The organism is Rhodococcus sp. 06-221-2 (assembly GCF_002258365.1).
GTDB lineage: Bacteria > Actinomycetota > Actinomycetes > Mycobacteriales > Mycobacteriaceae > Rhodococcoides > Rhodococcoides fascians.
The window spans coordinates 417,783-431,513 of the sequence record NZ_NOYJ01000035.1 but is presented as its reverse complement, the minus strand read 5'-3'; the positions used below and the strand labels follow the sequence as shown (position 1 = coordinate 431,513).

General features: G+C 63.4%; 16 protein-coding genes. 7 read left to right on the top strand and 9 right to left on the bottom strand.

Annotated features, from left to right (window positions below; genetic code table 11):
- Nucleotides 1-47: 47 nt before the first annotated feature.
- From CH281_RS23740 to CH281_RS27040, 3 genes are all read right to left on the bottom strand, one after another.
- A complete protein-coding gene (locus CH281_RS23740) occupies nucleotides 48-812 on the bottom strand; it encodes a GAF and ANTAR domain-containing protein (protein WP_032383110.1) in 765 nt (254 codons plus the stop codon).
- A gap of 94 nt (nucleotides 813-906) precedes the next feature.
- A complete protein-coding gene (locus CH281_RS23735; protein ID WP_094695673.1) occupies nucleotides 907-1,959 on the bottom strand; it encodes a YihY/virulence factor BrkB family protein in 1,053 nt (350 codons plus the stop codon).
- Nucleotides 1,960-2,033: 74 nt separating this feature from the next.
- Nucleotides 2,034-2,186 (bottom strand): hypothetical protein, encoded by a 153-nt coding sequence (locus tag CH281_RS27040; protein WP_167326464.1) that lies wholly within the window; start codon nucleotides 2,184-2,186, stop codon nucleotides 2,034-2,036.
- 105 nt (nucleotides 2,187-2,291) lie between these two features.
- Between CH281_RS27040 and CH281_RS23730 the strand changes: the two genes are divergently transcribed.
- Both CH281_RS23730 and CH281_RS23725 read left to right on the top strand, forming a co-directional pair.
- Nucleotides 2,292-3,362: an NAD-dependent epimerase/dehydratase family protein gene (locus tag CH281_RS23730; RefSeq protein WP_032367017.1), complete on the top strand. Its 1,071-nt coding sequence runs from the start codon at nucleotides 2,292-2,294 to the stop codon at nucleotides 3,360-3,362.
- Between the two features lie 42 nt (nucleotides 3,363-3,404).
- Complete coding sequence (locus CH281_RS23725; RefSeq protein WP_027495469.1) at nucleotides 3,405-3,785, top strand: VOC family protein; 381 nt, start codon at nucleotides 3,405-3,407, stop codon at nucleotides 3,783-3,785.
- Here CH281_RS23725 and CH281_RS23720 read toward each other — a convergent pair.
- Complete coding sequence (locus tag CH281_RS23720; RefSeq protein ID WP_201245346.1) at nucleotides 3,772-4,110, bottom strand: bile acid:sodium symporter family protein; 339 nt, start codon at nucleotides 4,108-4,110, stop codon at nucleotides 3,772-3,774. The two genes, CH281_RS23725 and CH281_RS23720, sit on opposite strands and share 14 nt — an antisense overlap.
- 118 nt (nucleotides 4,111-4,228) lie before the next feature.
- Nucleotides 4,229-4,909, bottom strand: a complete 681-nt coding sequence (locus CH281_RS23715) for a FadR/GntR family transcriptional regulator (RefSeq protein WP_027495471.1) — start codon at nucleotides 4,907-4,909, stop codon at nucleotides 4,229-4,231.
- 51 nt (nucleotides 4,910-4,960) lie between these two features.
- Between CH281_RS23715 and CH281_RS23710 the strand changes: the two genes are divergently transcribed.
- Entirely contained in the window at nucleotides 4,961-6,724 is a 1,764-nt protein-coding gene (locus CH281_RS23710) for a 2-isopropylmalate synthase (RefSeq protein ID WP_027495472.1), read from the top strand.
- Here CH281_RS23710 and CH281_RS23705 read toward each other — a convergent pair.
- On the bottom strand, nucleotides 6,721-7,443 hold the full coding sequence (locus tag CH281_RS23705; RefSeq protein ID WP_027495473.1) for an SDR family NAD(P)-dependent oxidoreductase: 723 nt from the start codon (nucleotides 7,441-7,443) through the stop codon (nucleotides 6,721-6,723). The genes CH281_RS23710 and CH281_RS23705 overlap by 4 nt on opposite strands.
- A gap of 74 nt (nucleotides 7,444-7,517) precedes the next feature.
- On the opposite strand from CH281_RS23705, the gene CH281_RS23700 reads away from it, so the two are divergent.
- Entirely contained in the window at nucleotides 7,518-8,060 is a 543-nt protein-coding gene (locus CH281_RS23700) for a MarR family winged helix-turn-helix transcriptional regulator (RefSeq protein WP_094695672.1), read from the top strand.
- Here CH281_RS23700 and CH281_RS23695 read toward each other — a convergent pair whose 3' ends face one another.
- Together CH281_RS23695 and CH281_RS23690 are read right to left on the bottom strand one after the other, a co-directional pair.
- Nucleotides 8,061-9,200: an alpha/beta hydrolase family protein gene (locus CH281_RS23695; RefSeq protein ID WP_094695671.1), complete on the bottom strand. Its 1,140-nt coding sequence runs from the start codon at nucleotides 9,198-9,200 to the stop codon at nucleotides 8,061-8,063.
- Nucleotides 9,201-9,264: 64 nt separating this feature from the next.
- Entirely contained in the window at nucleotides 9,265-10,047 is a 783-nt protein-coding gene (locus tag CH281_RS23690; RefSeq protein WP_094695670.1) for a GAF and ANTAR domain-containing protein, read from the bottom strand.
- Between the two features lie 297 nt (nucleotides 10,048-10,344).
- Between CH281_RS23690 and CH281_RS23685 the strand changes: the two genes are divergently transcribed.
- Nucleotides 10,345-10,752 (top strand): hypothetical protein, encoded by a 408-nt coding sequence (locus CH281_RS23685; RefSeq protein WP_094695669.1) that lies wholly within the window; start codon nucleotides 10,345-10,347, stop codon nucleotides 10,750-10,752.
- Here CH281_RS23685 and CH281_RS23680 read toward each other — a convergent pair whose 3' ends face one another.
- A complete protein-coding gene (locus CH281_RS23680; RefSeq protein ID WP_094695668.1) occupies nucleotides 10,753-11,547 on the bottom strand; it encodes a hypothetical protein in 795 nt (264 codons plus the stop codon). It lies immediately after the preceding gene.
- 139 nt (nucleotides 11,548-11,686) lie between these two features.
- Between CH281_RS23680 and CH281_RS23675 the strand changes: the two genes are divergently transcribed.
- Together CH281_RS23675 and CH281_RS27035 are read left to right on the top strand one after the other, a co-directional pair.
- On the top strand, nucleotides 11,687-13,570 hold the full coding sequence (locus CH281_RS23675; RefSeq protein WP_094695667.1) for a hypothetical protein: 1,884 nt from the start codon (nucleotides 11,687-11,689) through the stop codon (nucleotides 13,568-13,570).
- Nucleotides 13,567-13,731, top strand: coding sequence for a hypothetical protein (locus tag CH281_RS27035; RefSeq protein WP_167326471.1), 165 nt, complete (start codon nucleotides 13,567-13,569; stop codon nucleotides 13,729-13,731). The genes CH281_RS23675 and CH281_RS27035 overlap by 4 nt, the downstream gene beginning before the upstream one ends.

Below are 13,731 nucleotides of genomic sequence, written 5' to 3'. Positions count from 1 at the left end.
AGCTGTCAACTCGGACGTTCGTGGTCGATGGACGGTGGGCTTCGATGTCACGCGCTCCCCGGGTCGTCGTAGAACAAGCCGTCTCCGCGGACGATGTCGAACGCGAGGGAGGAGATCGAGCGGGCATCGGCGTAGGCACGGGCACGCAGCCGCGCGGTTGCCTCGTCGAGCGACACATGCAGACGTTCGGCCAACACACCGACTGCGATGTTGATGTCGGATCGAGCGAAGCGAAATGCACCCTCGGGTGGTCGAAGTGTCGACTCGTCGAAAAAATTCGGCTGGGCTGCCACTTCTCCGACGACGATGTCACCGAGGGGCGACGCCGCGGCCTGGGCAGCGGCGATCTGTTGTGTCGTCATCGTTCCCGACTTTTGGGTGTAGAGCTCGAGGACCCCGAGTCGAGCACCACCACTGAACAATGGGAACGCGTACACCCCATGCACGTCGAGCTCCTGAAGAACTTCCGACGCGAACGACGGCCATCCCGTGGTATCGGGCCGATTACCGATGTCCGGGTGTAGTTGCGGCTCCCCGGTGACGAAGGCATCGATGCAGGGGCCCTCGCCGGTGGTGAATTGGAGCTCGTCGATGCGGGCTGCTTCGGAGTTCGTGGCGTACAGCAGATCCCGAGCATCGGCATCGTCGGTGAGGATGGCGACAGCAGCTCCGTCCACGCCGGCCTCGGCCACGCACCGCTTGCTGACTCGTACGACCCCCTCCAGATGGTGTCCGTACATCGATGCGCCGAAGCTATCGGAGTCCGGGGCGTGGGCGCGTCGGGACTCTTCCGTATTTTCTTCCTCGGCCACGTTGCCCTGCCTCTCTGTGTCAATCGAACCGCCACACCGGATCCGCGCACCCCGCGGATCTGTTTCATCGATCGGTCGGTGGCGTCCGGGATGTTCACGGAGTCCGGTTGTGTTCCTCCCGCAATTTGCGACCCTCCTCGACAGCCTGCGCATCCTTTTCGTCGTTCTTGTCCGATACCCGGGTGTCTCGGGGCGGCAGTTGCAGACGCTCTTCGGCGACGATGCCGGCCTGGAGTTGGCGGCCGCGTTCGAGTTCGGAGTCCAGTTCGGCACCGAACAGCAAGGCCAAGTTGGTGATCCACAGCCACAGCAGGAACACGATGGCTCCGGCAAGGGAGCCGTAGGTCTTGTTGTAGCTGGAGAAGTTGGCGACGTAGAAACCGAATGCGACGGTGGCGAGAATCCATACGATGATGCCGACCGCGGCACCGGAACTGATCCATTTGAACTTGGGCTGCTGCACATTCGGCGTTGCGTAGTACAGAATCGCGACCGCGAGTACCACCACGATCAGAACCAGCGGCCACCGTGCGATGTTCCAGATCGTCAGTGCGGTGTCGCCCAGTCCGACGGCGTCGCCCACAGCTTTGGCCACGGGGCCACTGATGGCCAGCATGACGGCGGCGAGCGCAATCAGGGTCAAGGCGATGAGCGTGACCAGAAGCATCACGGGGCGCAGCTTCCAGATGGGCCGTCCCTCGTCCACCTCGTACATGCGGTTCATCGCGCGGCCGAATGCGCCGACGTAGCCGGACGCAGACCACAGTGCGCCTGCGATACCGATCATCAACGCGAATCCGGCAGTGGGCGCTTGGACGAGCTGTTCGATGGTGGGACGCAACGTGTCGACAGCGGATTGCGGGCCTAGATCGCCGACGATCTGCAGCACACCGTCGACCGTGGCCTGTCCCTGGCCGAACACACCCAGCAACGACACGATGGCCAGGATGGCGGGGAAGAGCGAGAGCACGGCGTAGTAGGTCAACGCGGCTGCAAGGTCGGTGCACTGATCCCGGGAGAACTCACGGGCGGTTTTCTTCAGTACATAGATCCACGACGGCTTGGTCAGATCGGCGGGTGAATCCGCTTTGCGCGGATCGTCCGGATCTGCCTCGGTGGGTGCGGGTGATGCTGCTGAATCGGCCATGGCGATCGCATACCCGGGGTTTTTCGGTGGAAACCGGGAAATGCGACCGCCATGACGGTCGTTCGATCCGGCCGTCAGTTCACTTCGTTGCGCTCGTGCTCGGTACGCGCGTCGAGGTCGCTGTCGTCGAGATGCTTCGGCGTCTTGGCGTGCTCTTTGTGGTCGGGGTGAGCTTCCTCGGTGGGGATCATGACGTCGTCGAGGGTCGGTTCGTTGTTTTCACTCATGGTGATTCGATGCCCGGGAGGATGGCGGCTCAAACTCCTGAGCCAGTGTGGTTTCGATCGATGTGCAGGGGGCACTTCGACTGTGGTCGATTTTCGGAGGTAGAGATGCGAACTGTAGTGATCGGCGCGACCGGCAATGTCGGCACCGCCCTGCTGCGAAGGCTCACCGACGAGCATCCGGGCAACTCCATTGTCGCCGTAGCGCGGCGTCCGCCGAGCCTCAATCCTTTTGCCGAGCAAGTCGACTGGGTTCCGCTGGATCTCACCGGCGAACACGCACCGTACGAGCTACGCGCGTTGTGCCGCGGCGCAGACGCAGTGGTTCATCTGGCCATCGCCTTCCAGCCGATGCGTGATCGCGATTATCTGCGGGCAGTCAATGTCGACGCAGTGCGCACGGTGGCAACTGCCTGTGCGGACGCCGGAGTTCCTCATCTGGTGCACATGTCTTCCGGCGGGGTGTACGCACCAGGGTCGTACGGCGAGAAAGTCGACGAGTCGTGGCCGAGAACGGGGGTGTCCTCGTCGACCTACAGCATGGACAAGGCTGCCGCCGAGGATGTGCTCGACGAGTTCGAGGCAGCACATCCCGACGTCGCGGTCGCTCGAATCAGGCCGGGTCTGATCGGCCAGTACGAGTTCGGGAGTGCGCTGTTGCGTTACGCCCTGCCCGATCTCGTGCCGTCGGCAATCGTCGATCATCTGCCGATCCTGCCCATTGACAGGTCGTTCGCCGTTCCGGCCGCACACAGCGACGATGTCGCCGATGCCATTGTGCGAGTGCTGGATAGGCGTGCAACTGGGCCCTACAACCTCGGCGGCCCGACGCCCGTGCGAGCCCACGACGTGGCCGACGCGTTCGGTGCGCGCATCGTGCCTGTGCCCTCTCGGGTGTTGTCTGCTGCTGCGCGCCTCGGCTTCGAGACCCACGTGTCCGCAGTCCATCACGGTTGGGTCGATCTCGCGTTCGCCACCCCGATGTTGAACACCGACCGCGCTCGACGGGACCTGGACTGGACTCCGCGAATCGATGGTCCGGACGTGGCCCGAGAGGTCATTCAGGGTATGCGCGACAACGCGGGTGCGTCCACCACGTCCCTGCGCTCGCGTACTGCGAAGGACCGCCTGCGAGCCTTCGGTCGACGGGGATTCATTTCTCGCGCGAAAAGGCCGTGAACACGGCATGTCCGACGCCGGGGCAGGTGTAAATTCCCGCCCATGGCATGTCGAATCAGCGAATTGGTACTCGAAGGTCGCGATCCCGAGGCCTTGGCATCGTTCTGGTGTGAGGTGTTGGACTTCGTCGTATTGGATAGGGAGGGTGACGGTTCCGTCGAGATCGGTGCGCGCGACGGTTTCGGCGGCTCGCAGCCGACCATCATCTTCGTCCCTAGCGAGAATCCCGAGCCGGCGAAACCTCGGCTGCACATCGACGTCAATGCAACCGATCGAGATCAGGACGCCGAGCTCGAACGACTGCTCACCCTCGGTGCCCGACGAGTGGATATCGGCCAGACCGGCCAGGAGTCGTGGCACGTGCTGGCGGATCCGGAAGGCAACGAATTCTGTTTGCTGCGTCCAAGACTCAGTCCCGTGTGACGGTACTGTCCTGGCGGTGATCGGCACCCGTCGACCGTCTGGACCAGTAGCTGGCCAGCAGCGATCCGGATACGTTGTGCCACACCGAGAAGATCGCCGCGGGGAGTGCTGCAGCGGGTGAGAAGTGGACCGAGGCCAGTGCCGCTGCCAAGCCGGAGTTCTGCATACCGACTTCGACGCTGATCGCACGGCGGCTGGCGACATCGAGTCCGCATGCCCTACCGATTCCGTAGCCCACCGCGAGGCCCAGCGAGTTGTGCAGCACGACGGCAAGGACGATGAGGGCACCGATCGACAGCAGGGTCGGCGCGCTGGCGGACACCACGAGGACAACCACGCAACGGTGAAAATCCGGTGCAGCTGACCGCGGTGAGCGCGGTCAGCTGCACCGGACTCTGTACTCGGACGGTGTTAGTAGCTGACAAGCCTTGACCGGCCGGTGCTCACGTCGGAGGGGCGATGGTCGTCGACAACTCCAGTAGATGTGTGCGGGTGAGCGCGTGAGCGCGGTGCTCTTCGCGTGCGGCGATTGCCTCGACGACGTCGGCGTGGGTGTCGTGGTCCGAGTCCTCTCCGAACGCGCCCTTGATCTTCAGCATGTCGATCATCGCGGTCCGTAACCGTGGGGCCATGGAGTCGAAGAGTTCGAGCAGGATGTCGTTGTGCGACGCGACCACGATGGAGCGGTGAAAAGCCATGTCCGCCTCCACCAGATCGACCGCGTCGGCGCGAGCGGTGTTGCGTAGCTCGAGTGAGCGACGGATGACGTCGAGGTCGTTGGGGGTGCGTCGGGCCGCAGCGAGAGCAGCCGCCTCACCTTCGATGGCGAGGCGGGCTTCGAGGACAGCGGTGATGTGAACCCGCTGCAACACTCGGTCCCAGTCCGTCCGAGCCTCATCGAGTGATTCGACGAAGACTCCTGATCCCTGCCGGGTGACGAGGATTCCGCGCCCCGCCAGTTGTCTGATGGCCTCGCGCATCGTCGATCGCCCGACGTCGAACATGGGGGCAAGGGTCGTTTCACCTGGCAGTTTGGTGCCGACCGGCCACTCACCGGACTGAATTTTGGCATGCAGCAGTGCGGCGGCCTGATCGGCCAACGACGTTCGGCGTATCGCGGTCACAAACGAAGACTACTCCTCAGCTTGTCTGAGGAGTGATGCTACATTGCTCGCATGCGCACAGATTTCCCCACTCTGTCCACTCCCGCCGGACCCGTTCCCGCCGGCGCGCCCACCTGGAATCGGCAGCGGCACTCCCAGATGCCGTCGCATCGTTACCGTGACGTCTACGCCAAGGTCGACATTCTGCTGACCAAGCGTCGCTGGCCGGAGCGACGGTTGACCGAGGCACCGCTGTGGGTGCCGGTCGATCTGCGCGACGGCAACCAAGCGTTGCCGGAGCCGATGGATCCTGCCCGCAAGAAGCAGTTCTTCGAGTTGATGGTTGCGATGGGCTACAAGGAAATCGAAGTCGGGTATCCATCGGCATCGCAGACCGATTTCGATTTCGTGCGGCTGCTGGCACACACCGATCTGGCACCGGACGACGTCACCGTGGTCGTCTTCACCCCGGCCCGACGCGACCTGATCGAGCGAACCGTGGAGTCGATCCGCGGAATCACCAACGACGTCGTGATCCACATGTACACCGCCACGGCTCCTACGTGGCGCGAGGTCGTGCTCGGCCGGGAGGCCAACGAGCTTCGCTCACTGATACTTTCGGGCGCAGCCGACGTTCTCGAACTTGCCGGCGACCTGCCCAACGTGCGATTCGAGTTCTCACCCGAGGTCTTCAATCTCACCGAACCCGACTACGTCCTCGATGTCTGCGATGCGGTGACGACTCTGTGGGACGCGACGCAGCAGCGGCCGGTCATCCTGAATTTGCCTGCCACAGTGGAGGTCGCGACGCCGAATGTCTATGCGGACCAGATCGAGTACATGAACGACAACCTTGCGCGACGAGACAGCGTAATCCTGTCGGTGCATCCACACAACGACCGCGGGACCGGCATTGCCTGCGCCGAGCTGGCCGTCCTGGCCGGAGCGCAGCGGGTGGAGGGCTGCGTATTCGGCAACGGCGAGCGCACCGGAAACGTCGACATCGCCACTCTCGCATTGAATTTGCACGCGCAGGGTGTCGATCCCATGATCGACTTCTCCGACATCGATCAGATTCGACGCACCGTCGAATACTGCAACCAGCTCGAGATTCACCCGCGGCATCCGTATGTCGGCGACCTCGTACACACCGCCTTCAGCGGTACGCACCAGGACGCCATCAGGAAGGGTTTCGTCGAGCATCGCACTCGGGCGCTGAGCGAAGGCCGTTCCGAGCGGGACATCGAATGGCGGGTGCCGTACCTGCCGATCGACCCCGACGACATCGGTCGCTCGTACGACGCGGTCATTCGCGTGAATTCGCAGTCGGGCAAGGGAGGAATCGCGTATCTCCTCGAAACCAACTACGGCATCGAACTTCCGCGTCGCCTGCAGATCGACCTCGCCCGGCACGTGCAGGCCCGCACGGATTCGATCGGTACCGAACTGTCGGCCGAGCAACTCTGGGACGTCTTCCGGGAGGTGTACATCGGTGTCGACGAACCCGACGTGACCCTGATCGGCTTCGACTCTCACGACGACGACGGGTCCGCCGACACCTGCATCACATTGAAGATCGACGGCACGTCCTTCGAGACTTCACACACGGGAGTCGGACCCGTCGAGGCACTCGTCGACGCGTTGTCTGCTCATGGCAGGCACCTGGACATCCTCGGGCTGACGCAGACGAGTGTGCGAGCCGGCAACGACAGTGATGCGGTGTCGATGCTCGAATATCGCACTGCCACTGGGTCTCGATGGGCGGCAGGGATCGATCGCTCCGTTCTGTCCGCCACCCTCGACGCGGTCCTTCGTGCGGCCAACGCGTCGACCTAGCGGGATGGCCACTCACCGCCGTTGACGGCGAATGTCTGGGCGGTGATCTGACGGGCGCGATCGGAGGCCAAGAACTCCACCATCTCGGCTATGTCCCGTGGTGCTCCGGCGCGCCCGGTCATGGCGGATGCGGCCATACCGTCCTTCGCGTCGTCGGTCAGGACGTCGCGGAAGAATTCGGTGTCGGCAATGTAGCCGGGCGCAACAACATTCGCGGTGATGGATCGCGAGCCGAGTTGGCGCGCAAGGTCGATGTTCCATGACGCAATGGCGGCCTTGGCCGCACCGTACGAGCCCGATCCTTTGTCTGCGGCGATCGAACCGATGGTGACAATGGCACCGCCGTCGTTCATTCGCGGAAGCAGGCCGGTGGTCATCAGGACAGCCGAGATCACATTGGCCTCGAAGTTCGCTCGCCACGAATCGGCAACGTCGCTCAGGCCGTTCGGCGTTGTGCGGTCGAAATCGGTGTTGCCGCCGGCATTGTTGACCAGTACGTCGACCGGCCCGACTTCTGCTGCGAACGCCGTCACGGCCTCCGCGTCCGTTGCATCGACGGGAGCCGCTTCGACGCTCCCGGCAATGTCTCGGGCGGCGTGGTCGAGAGCGGTCAGCCGTCGGCCTGTAATGATCACGCGCGCACCGTCTTCTGCGAAGCGGGTTGCTATCGCGCGTCCGATGCCGGTGCCGCCTCCGGTTACCACGACTGTTCGTGTCACTTCGATCTCCTCGACGTTGTAGACTTCGTTTAGACCTAAACGAAGCTACATCACACGACAGCGGGGAGCGAACAGTGACCGATCTCGATCCGGATGATCCCATCGACGCGATCGCCCTTGCGTGGACGAGAGAGCGCCCGGATACGCCCGTCGACTCGATTGCCATCGTGACTCGAATTGCTCACGTAGCCAAGCTGTTCGGTGACGATCGGTCTCGTCTGCTGAGGCAGTCCGGAGCCGACTCGGCCATCCTCGATCTGTTGTCGACGCTTCGCCGAGCCGGGCCTCCGTACCGTCTCAGCACCAGGGAGCTCGCCGGCGCGGCGCTCGTCACGGCTGGGGCGATCACTCAACGCGTCGATCGTGCGGAGCAGCAGGGTCTGGTCGTCCGTCATCCCCGTTCCGATGGAACACGGCAGGTCGACGTCGAACTGACCGAATCCGGCCATCGCACAGTCGAACGCCTTGTGGACGAGGTGCTGGGACGGGAGGCGGAGCTGCTCGAAAACCTCGCTGCTCGGGAGAAGGAGCAGCTGGAATCGTTGCTGCGTCGACTGCTCGGGGAAATACACGACGTGCTCGGCAGCGATCGTCGTCCGCCGCATGTCGGTGGCTGATCAGTGCAGCATGTCGAGTATTCGAGGTAGGGCGTCGTCGACGGTTGCGGTGATGACGTCGTAATGAGTGGCACCGGGCACGGGCAGGTAGGTCACGTCGCGGACGCCCTGTGCCACCAGTTCCGTAGCGAGGGCGGTCGTCAGAGCCGGCGGCACGACGGTATCGGCAAGCCCCTGCTCGATGGTCACCGGCCGTGTGTAACCGGTGGTCGGCACGGATAGGTAGTCGCGGATAGCCGAGGTCATGGCGGGGTTGGACAGCGGTCGAGCCAGGAGTTGTTGTGGTGCAACACCATCGACTTTCTGTCGTAGGTCGCTGATGCAATTGTCTTCTGCGTGCGCCAGGTAGTCGCTCCCCAGTTCGCTGAGGTAGCTGTTCACGTCGAGATCCGGCCGAGAATCCCTGAGCCCGTACAGGACGTAGATCAGAGTGGCCGTGATGTTGTCGAGAGGTGCGATCCGGGGAGTGGTGAGCGAGAGCAGCGGAAGGACGGCTTCGAGGTTCGACGACGGTGCGAACGACATCACCCCGCGAAAATCCGGCCGTTCTCCGTAGATATCGGCGCGAGCCCCGGTGGTGAGTGCTGCTGCGCCGCCCTGAGAGTGTCCGGCGGCAACCCAGGTGCGCGACAGCTCGGGAAGTTCGTCTGCGGCAGCGCTGACGATGTCGGTGACGGCGTTCGCCTCCGAGATGCTGTTCAGGTAATGGTGGGCGTCGGTGGTTCCGAGTCCGATGTAGTCCGTCGAGACAACGGCTGTGCCGCTTCGCAGCAGCTGGGTGAGCAGGGGCTTGGACAGTGCGACGGCCATGGGGTCCTCGGCGGCCCCGTCGTCGAGTGCTGTGCTCATGGCGCATGAATCACCCACGCCGACGGTCCCTTTGGCCCACGACACGACCGGCCATCCTCCCGGTGGTGGTGTGCCGGAGGGGAGGTAGACCTGTCCGCGGGCAATCGCGGCGCGCCCGTGCTCGTCGGTGGTTGCGTAGGACAGTGCGTAACCCGCTGCGGCACCGTCGATCAGCCGCGGAAGCACATCGATGGACGTTGCCGGTGCCGCGTCGGCGATGGGCGTGAGAATGCTTGTGGCAGCGAGCAGTCCGGCAGCCAGCGTCGTAATCGCAGCGGATCGAGTCGTCATGTCTTCCTGAAGGTGCTCGGTGAGTGTTGTGGTGAGTCTGCCGGTCGAGGGGTATCGAATGGGGTCACGGATCTTCCGTACTGATCGAGGCGATCAATGTGGCGGCGATGTCGGCGACTTTGATGTTGCTGCTCTGGGATTGTTCGGACAGAAATGCGAAGGCTTGTCCAGCGTCGATACCACGCATGGCCATGATGATTCCTTTGGCCTGTTCGATCTGTGCGCGAGTTTTCATCGCGGTCAGGAGCCCGTCGACTTCCACTTCTGCATGTCGCGCTCGTCGAGATATCGTCACGGCGGTTTCGATCGAGCTGACGAACAGCCCTACCAGGGCCTCGTCTATTTCGCTGAAGCCGTGCGGGTCGTAACTGTAGATGTTCAGGGCCCCGAGGTGGCGGTCGTCGACCGTCAGAGGGGCCGACAGATAGCTCTCGACGCCGAGACCGGACACGTTGTTCGCAAACCGCGGCCAGCGATCTTCGACATCGCTGACCAACAGCCGGACCATTTGCTGAGTTCGTGCCGACTCCAGGCACGGACCTTCGTTGCTGCGGTACTGATCGGCGTCGACGTCGTTGACGCGGGGATCTGTGGACGCGACTGTCTCCGGATGGCCGCCGTCCTCGTCGACCAGTGTGATTCCGGCGAGGTCCGCCGTGGTCAGGGCCTGAACCACTTCGGTGCACATGGCCTGCAGGATCACGGACAGGTCCATCCGGGCCATCAGCTTCGATCTCAAATTCTCCAGCGCGTGTGCGTAGCCTGCGACCTCGGACGCGACGGCCGCTGCGTCGCGCAAGTGTGCGGGCTCGCTGCTGCTACCTCGATCTACCGATTCGGTTGTCATCACGCACCACTCACTTCCGTAGACCGACGCCACCGATGGTGATCGCACGGCCAAACGCGGCGCGGGCTCGGCCGTTCCCGCAAATTTACTTCGATACAAACCCAGCGGCAATCACGCAGCGATAACCGTGCACAGCGGCATTGCGTCGATCAACGGACCCGGTAGCCGTGGGCTGCAGTTGAAGAACAAGACCGATCGGCCCGATTCTGGCAGAATCAACGGTCATGCGTGCGGGCCCGTCACAACTCGGGTCGACGCTGCTCCCGCGACCGAAGGACGACGAACGATGACGTCACCGTGAACAAGCTCTCGACGGTGGCACTGCTGATCCTGTTGGGTGCAGCCGGAACGTTCAATGGAATGTCGTTGACCTCCGACCCCACCGGGCGGTCACTGGGCTTGGATGTCGACATGCTCCCTGCGTGGCATACCTGGGACTACCGCATCTCCGGGCTGTTCGTGTTGATTTTTCTCGGACTCGGATCGTTGATCTCGGTTGCTGCTGTGCTCGTCGATGCGTACGACGCTCCGACGTGTGTCGTGTTCGTGGGGTTGGTGACCATCGGGTGGGTGGTGTGGCAGATCCTCGTACTCGATATCGACGCGCCCCGCGCCCAAATCCCCCTCACCCTGCTGGGGGTCGCGTTGACCATCCTCGCGATCGGCCAATTCCGCGCGCGTGCCCGTGATCGCGGCCGGCAGTAGTCACAAGCCGACTGATCCCAGGAGCGCTTCTCCCGGATCGACGACGGCCACGACGGCCGCGATGAACAGCAGCGCCATCCCGATCGTCATCAGCGCGCCGAGTGACCCGAGGATGACGAACATTCGACGGTGAGCAGCGTCTGTCGTGTCCGTCGCCGCGTACCGACGGAACGCGATCACGGTTCCGGTACCGACAACGGCGATCACCACACCCGTCGCGACGATCACCGCCCAGTTGTAATGCTCGACCTGCGTGAGCAGCTCGAGCAGAGGAGGCCTTGTATCTCCGCTCCGCACACCGCTTTCGATCAGTGACTGCGCCGTCTTCCCGTCCGCGTTGTCGTCGGAGAGCATCGGAAGCAGGGCGACGACGGGAGCTACCGTCGACTGGATGTTGATCACGGCCACGAACACCGAAAACAGCGACAGCACGGTCGAAGTACCCGCAGCGATCACGTAACCCATGCCGGCAGTCAGAGATCGCCCCCACAGCGTCGCTGACAGCAGGCCCAGAACGATGGTCAACAGCACCGAGATGACGATCTTGATGGCGTGCCACGCGAACCAGTAATCCACCATCTCCGCCAACCCGGGAGGAAAGGTGCGAACACCGCTGCCCCAGTACTCGACCAATCCACGGCCGAGCAGCTCGCCCATGGCGGACTGATCCTGGAACTGGGGATAACTTCCGCGCAGCAGAGCGGCCGGTCCGAGAACGAACGCGGCTACCAATAATGCCCCTGCACATGCCAACAGAACGATCGACCAGCGGTCGCGTGGGATGGACTTACTCATCGGACGGCTCCTTTCCGCACGAGAGTCAATCACCGAGAGCTCGGGCGCACATCACTCTGTAGGACTAGATCGAGGAGCAGCGAGCCACCGATTGTCCCGAACTTCACCGAAACGGCGGCCTGTGGTCCATACTCTCGCTATGGTCAATGTAAGTGTGACGACGAGTAACGTCATTGCTCAGTCGGAAAGCGGAGGCGCGGCGCTGGACCAGGTCTTCGGTATGACGGCAGCCGCGGCCGTCGTGTCGTTGTTTCTGCTGTACCTGGCATTCATGCACCGCACTCGCCGCATCACGTGGTTGGCGAGGCTGGCGGACTACGCGGGATGGAAACTGAACTTGCCCGGCTGGGCTGCGCTGCCTTTGGTCCTGTTCGTCTCGACGATCCTGACGGCATTCTTCGGGTTCATCTGGGACGTGAGCCTGCACATCGGACGAGGGCGCGACGAGGGACCACTGGCCAACCCGGCCCACTACTTCATCCTGGTCGGCTTGTTCTTCCTGTTCATCGCGGGCGCGCTGGCGATCATCCTGCCGCTCGACGAGAAGCCCGGTCGTGCGGCCGTCAAGATCACCCGCACCTGGTACGCGCCCACGGGAGGTCTGCTGATCGCGGGCAGTGGTCTGTATGCGCTCATCGGTTTTCCGTTGGACGACATCTGGCACCGCATCTTCGGCCAGGACGTCACGCTGTGGGGGCCGACTCACCTGATGCTCATCGGCGGTGCCGGACTGTCTCTCATCGGAGTCCTGCTGCTCGAGCACGAAGGCAGACTGGCGCTCGCCGCAGCACAGCAGACGTCCCCCGACGAGGTGGACGAGACTGCGCAGGGGCCCAGACGCTCGGTGTTGTCCTGGATTCTCAAAGCCAGCGCATTCGGTGGTCTCCTCATCGGCCTGTCGGTGTTCCAGATCGAATTCGACTTCGGAGTCGAGCAGTTCCGGTTGGTGTTCCAACCGATGCTCATCGTCGGTGCCGGCGCGTTCGCACTCGTCGCCGCACGACTTGTCGTGGGACGGGGCGCGACTCTGTTCGTCGTCGCATTCGCCGCGGTCATTCGCGAGCTGACGGCATTCGTCGTCGGTCCAGTTCTGGGTGAACCGCACAACGTCTTCGCGCTGTTCCTCGGGATCGCGGTGGTGGTCGAACTCGTCGGTCTCACTCCGCTCGTGGTGCACAGACTTCGATTCGGAATGCTCGCAGGATTCGCTGCCGCAACCGTGGGCCTGTGGCTCGAATCATTGTGGATCGACGCGGTATTCGTCTACCCGTGGCCGACGTCGATGTGGGTCGAGGCGCTTGCGATGGCAATACCCGTCGGCGTCATGTGTGGGCTGACGGCGGGACTGTTCGCGCAACTGCTCAGCGGTGACGGGCTACCGGCACCTGCCGTCCGGCGCACGATCGTCGTCGCGTTGGTACTCGTACTCGGCGGCGCAACAGCCAACGGTTTGATGATCGACGTGCCGGAAAACGCAACGGCGACGGTCACTCTCGCCGATGCCGCACCGCAGGACGGCGGCCGGATGGTGACGGCGACGGTCCGTCTCGATCCAGCCGATCTGGTGTCCGACGACCCCGAATGGGTGGCAATCCTGGCATGGCAGGGAGCCGGTGACACCCTGCGTGGTCTGGTCGTCGATCGTCTCGAACGAACCGGGCCCGGCATGTATCAGTCGACCCGTCCGGTACCGGCGCACGGAACGTGGAAGACGTTCCTGCGTATCCAGGACGGTCGAACGTTGACCGGAACGCCGATCTTCATGGCGGCCGATCCCGGCATCGGCGCATCCGAGGTCTCGGCCGACGCCCAGTTCACACGGCAGCTGCAGAGCGAGACCGCGCTGCTGCAGCGTGAGCGGAGCTTCGATCACCCGGCGTGGCTGTTCGGTGCCGCATCACTGGTTGTGCTCGTCTGCACTCTGGCATTGATCTGGGCTCTGTCGTGGGGCGCAGTGCGCATCAGTACCGAGACCCCGGGAGCATCGGTGTCACGCAGGACGCTGGATTCGAGCTCCGTATGACGGCAGCATCCGACGTCGTCTATCTCGCCGATCACTCTGTGGTGCTGGCCATTCCGGCGGTCGCGCCTGCGTTGATCATCGTGGCCGCGGTGCTGTACGTCGTCAGGAAGGACCGCCGGGCCGAGCGCGCAGAGAAACTCGAACAAGAAGGAGAGCACTGA

What these genes read in the sequence shown, in the direction of transcription:
- CH281_RS23730 (WP_032367017.1), top strand. Translation starts at nt 2,292, where the DNA reads ATGCGAACTGTAGTGATCGGCGCGACCGGCAATGTCGGCACCGCCCTG.
- CH281_RS23735 (WP_094695673.1), bottom strand. Translation starts at nt 1,959, where the DNA reads ATGGCCGATTCAGCAGCATCACCCGCACCCACCGAGGCAGATCCGGAC.
- CH281_RS23710 (WP_027495472.1), top strand. Translation starts at nt 4,961, where the DNA reads ATGCGCACAGATTTCCCCACTCTGTCCACTCCCGCCGGACCCGTTCCC.
- CH281_RS23680 (WP_094695668.1), bottom strand. Translation starts at nt 11,547, where the DNA reads ATGAGTAAGTCCATCCCACGCGACCGCTGGTCGATCGTTCTGTTGGCA.
- CH281_RS23725 (WP_027495469.1), top strand. Translation starts at nt 3,405, where the DNA reads ATGGCATGTCGAATCAGCGAATTGGTACTCGAAGGTCGCGATCCCGAG.
- CH281_RS23695 (WP_094695671.1), bottom strand. Translation starts at nt 9,200, where the DNA reads ATGACGACTCGATCCGCTGCGATTACGACGCTGGCTGCCGGACTGCTC.
- CH281_RS23690 (WP_094695670.1), bottom strand. Translation starts at nt 10,047, where the DNA reads ATGACAACCGAATCGGTAGATCGAGGTAGCAGCAGCGAGCCCGCACAC.
- CH281_RS23675 (WP_094695667.1), top strand. Translation starts at nt 11,687, where the DNA reads ATGGTCAATGTAAGTGTGACGACGAGTAACGTCATTGCTCAGTCGGAA.
- CH281_RS27035 (WP_167326471.1), top strand. Translation starts at nt 13,567, where the DNA reads ATGACGGCAGCATCCGACGTCGTCTATCTCGCCGATCACTCTGTGGTG.
- CH281_RS27040 (WP_167326464.1), bottom strand. Translation starts at nt 2,186, where the DNA reads ATGAGTGAAAACAACGAACCGACCCTCGACGACGTCATGATCCCCACC.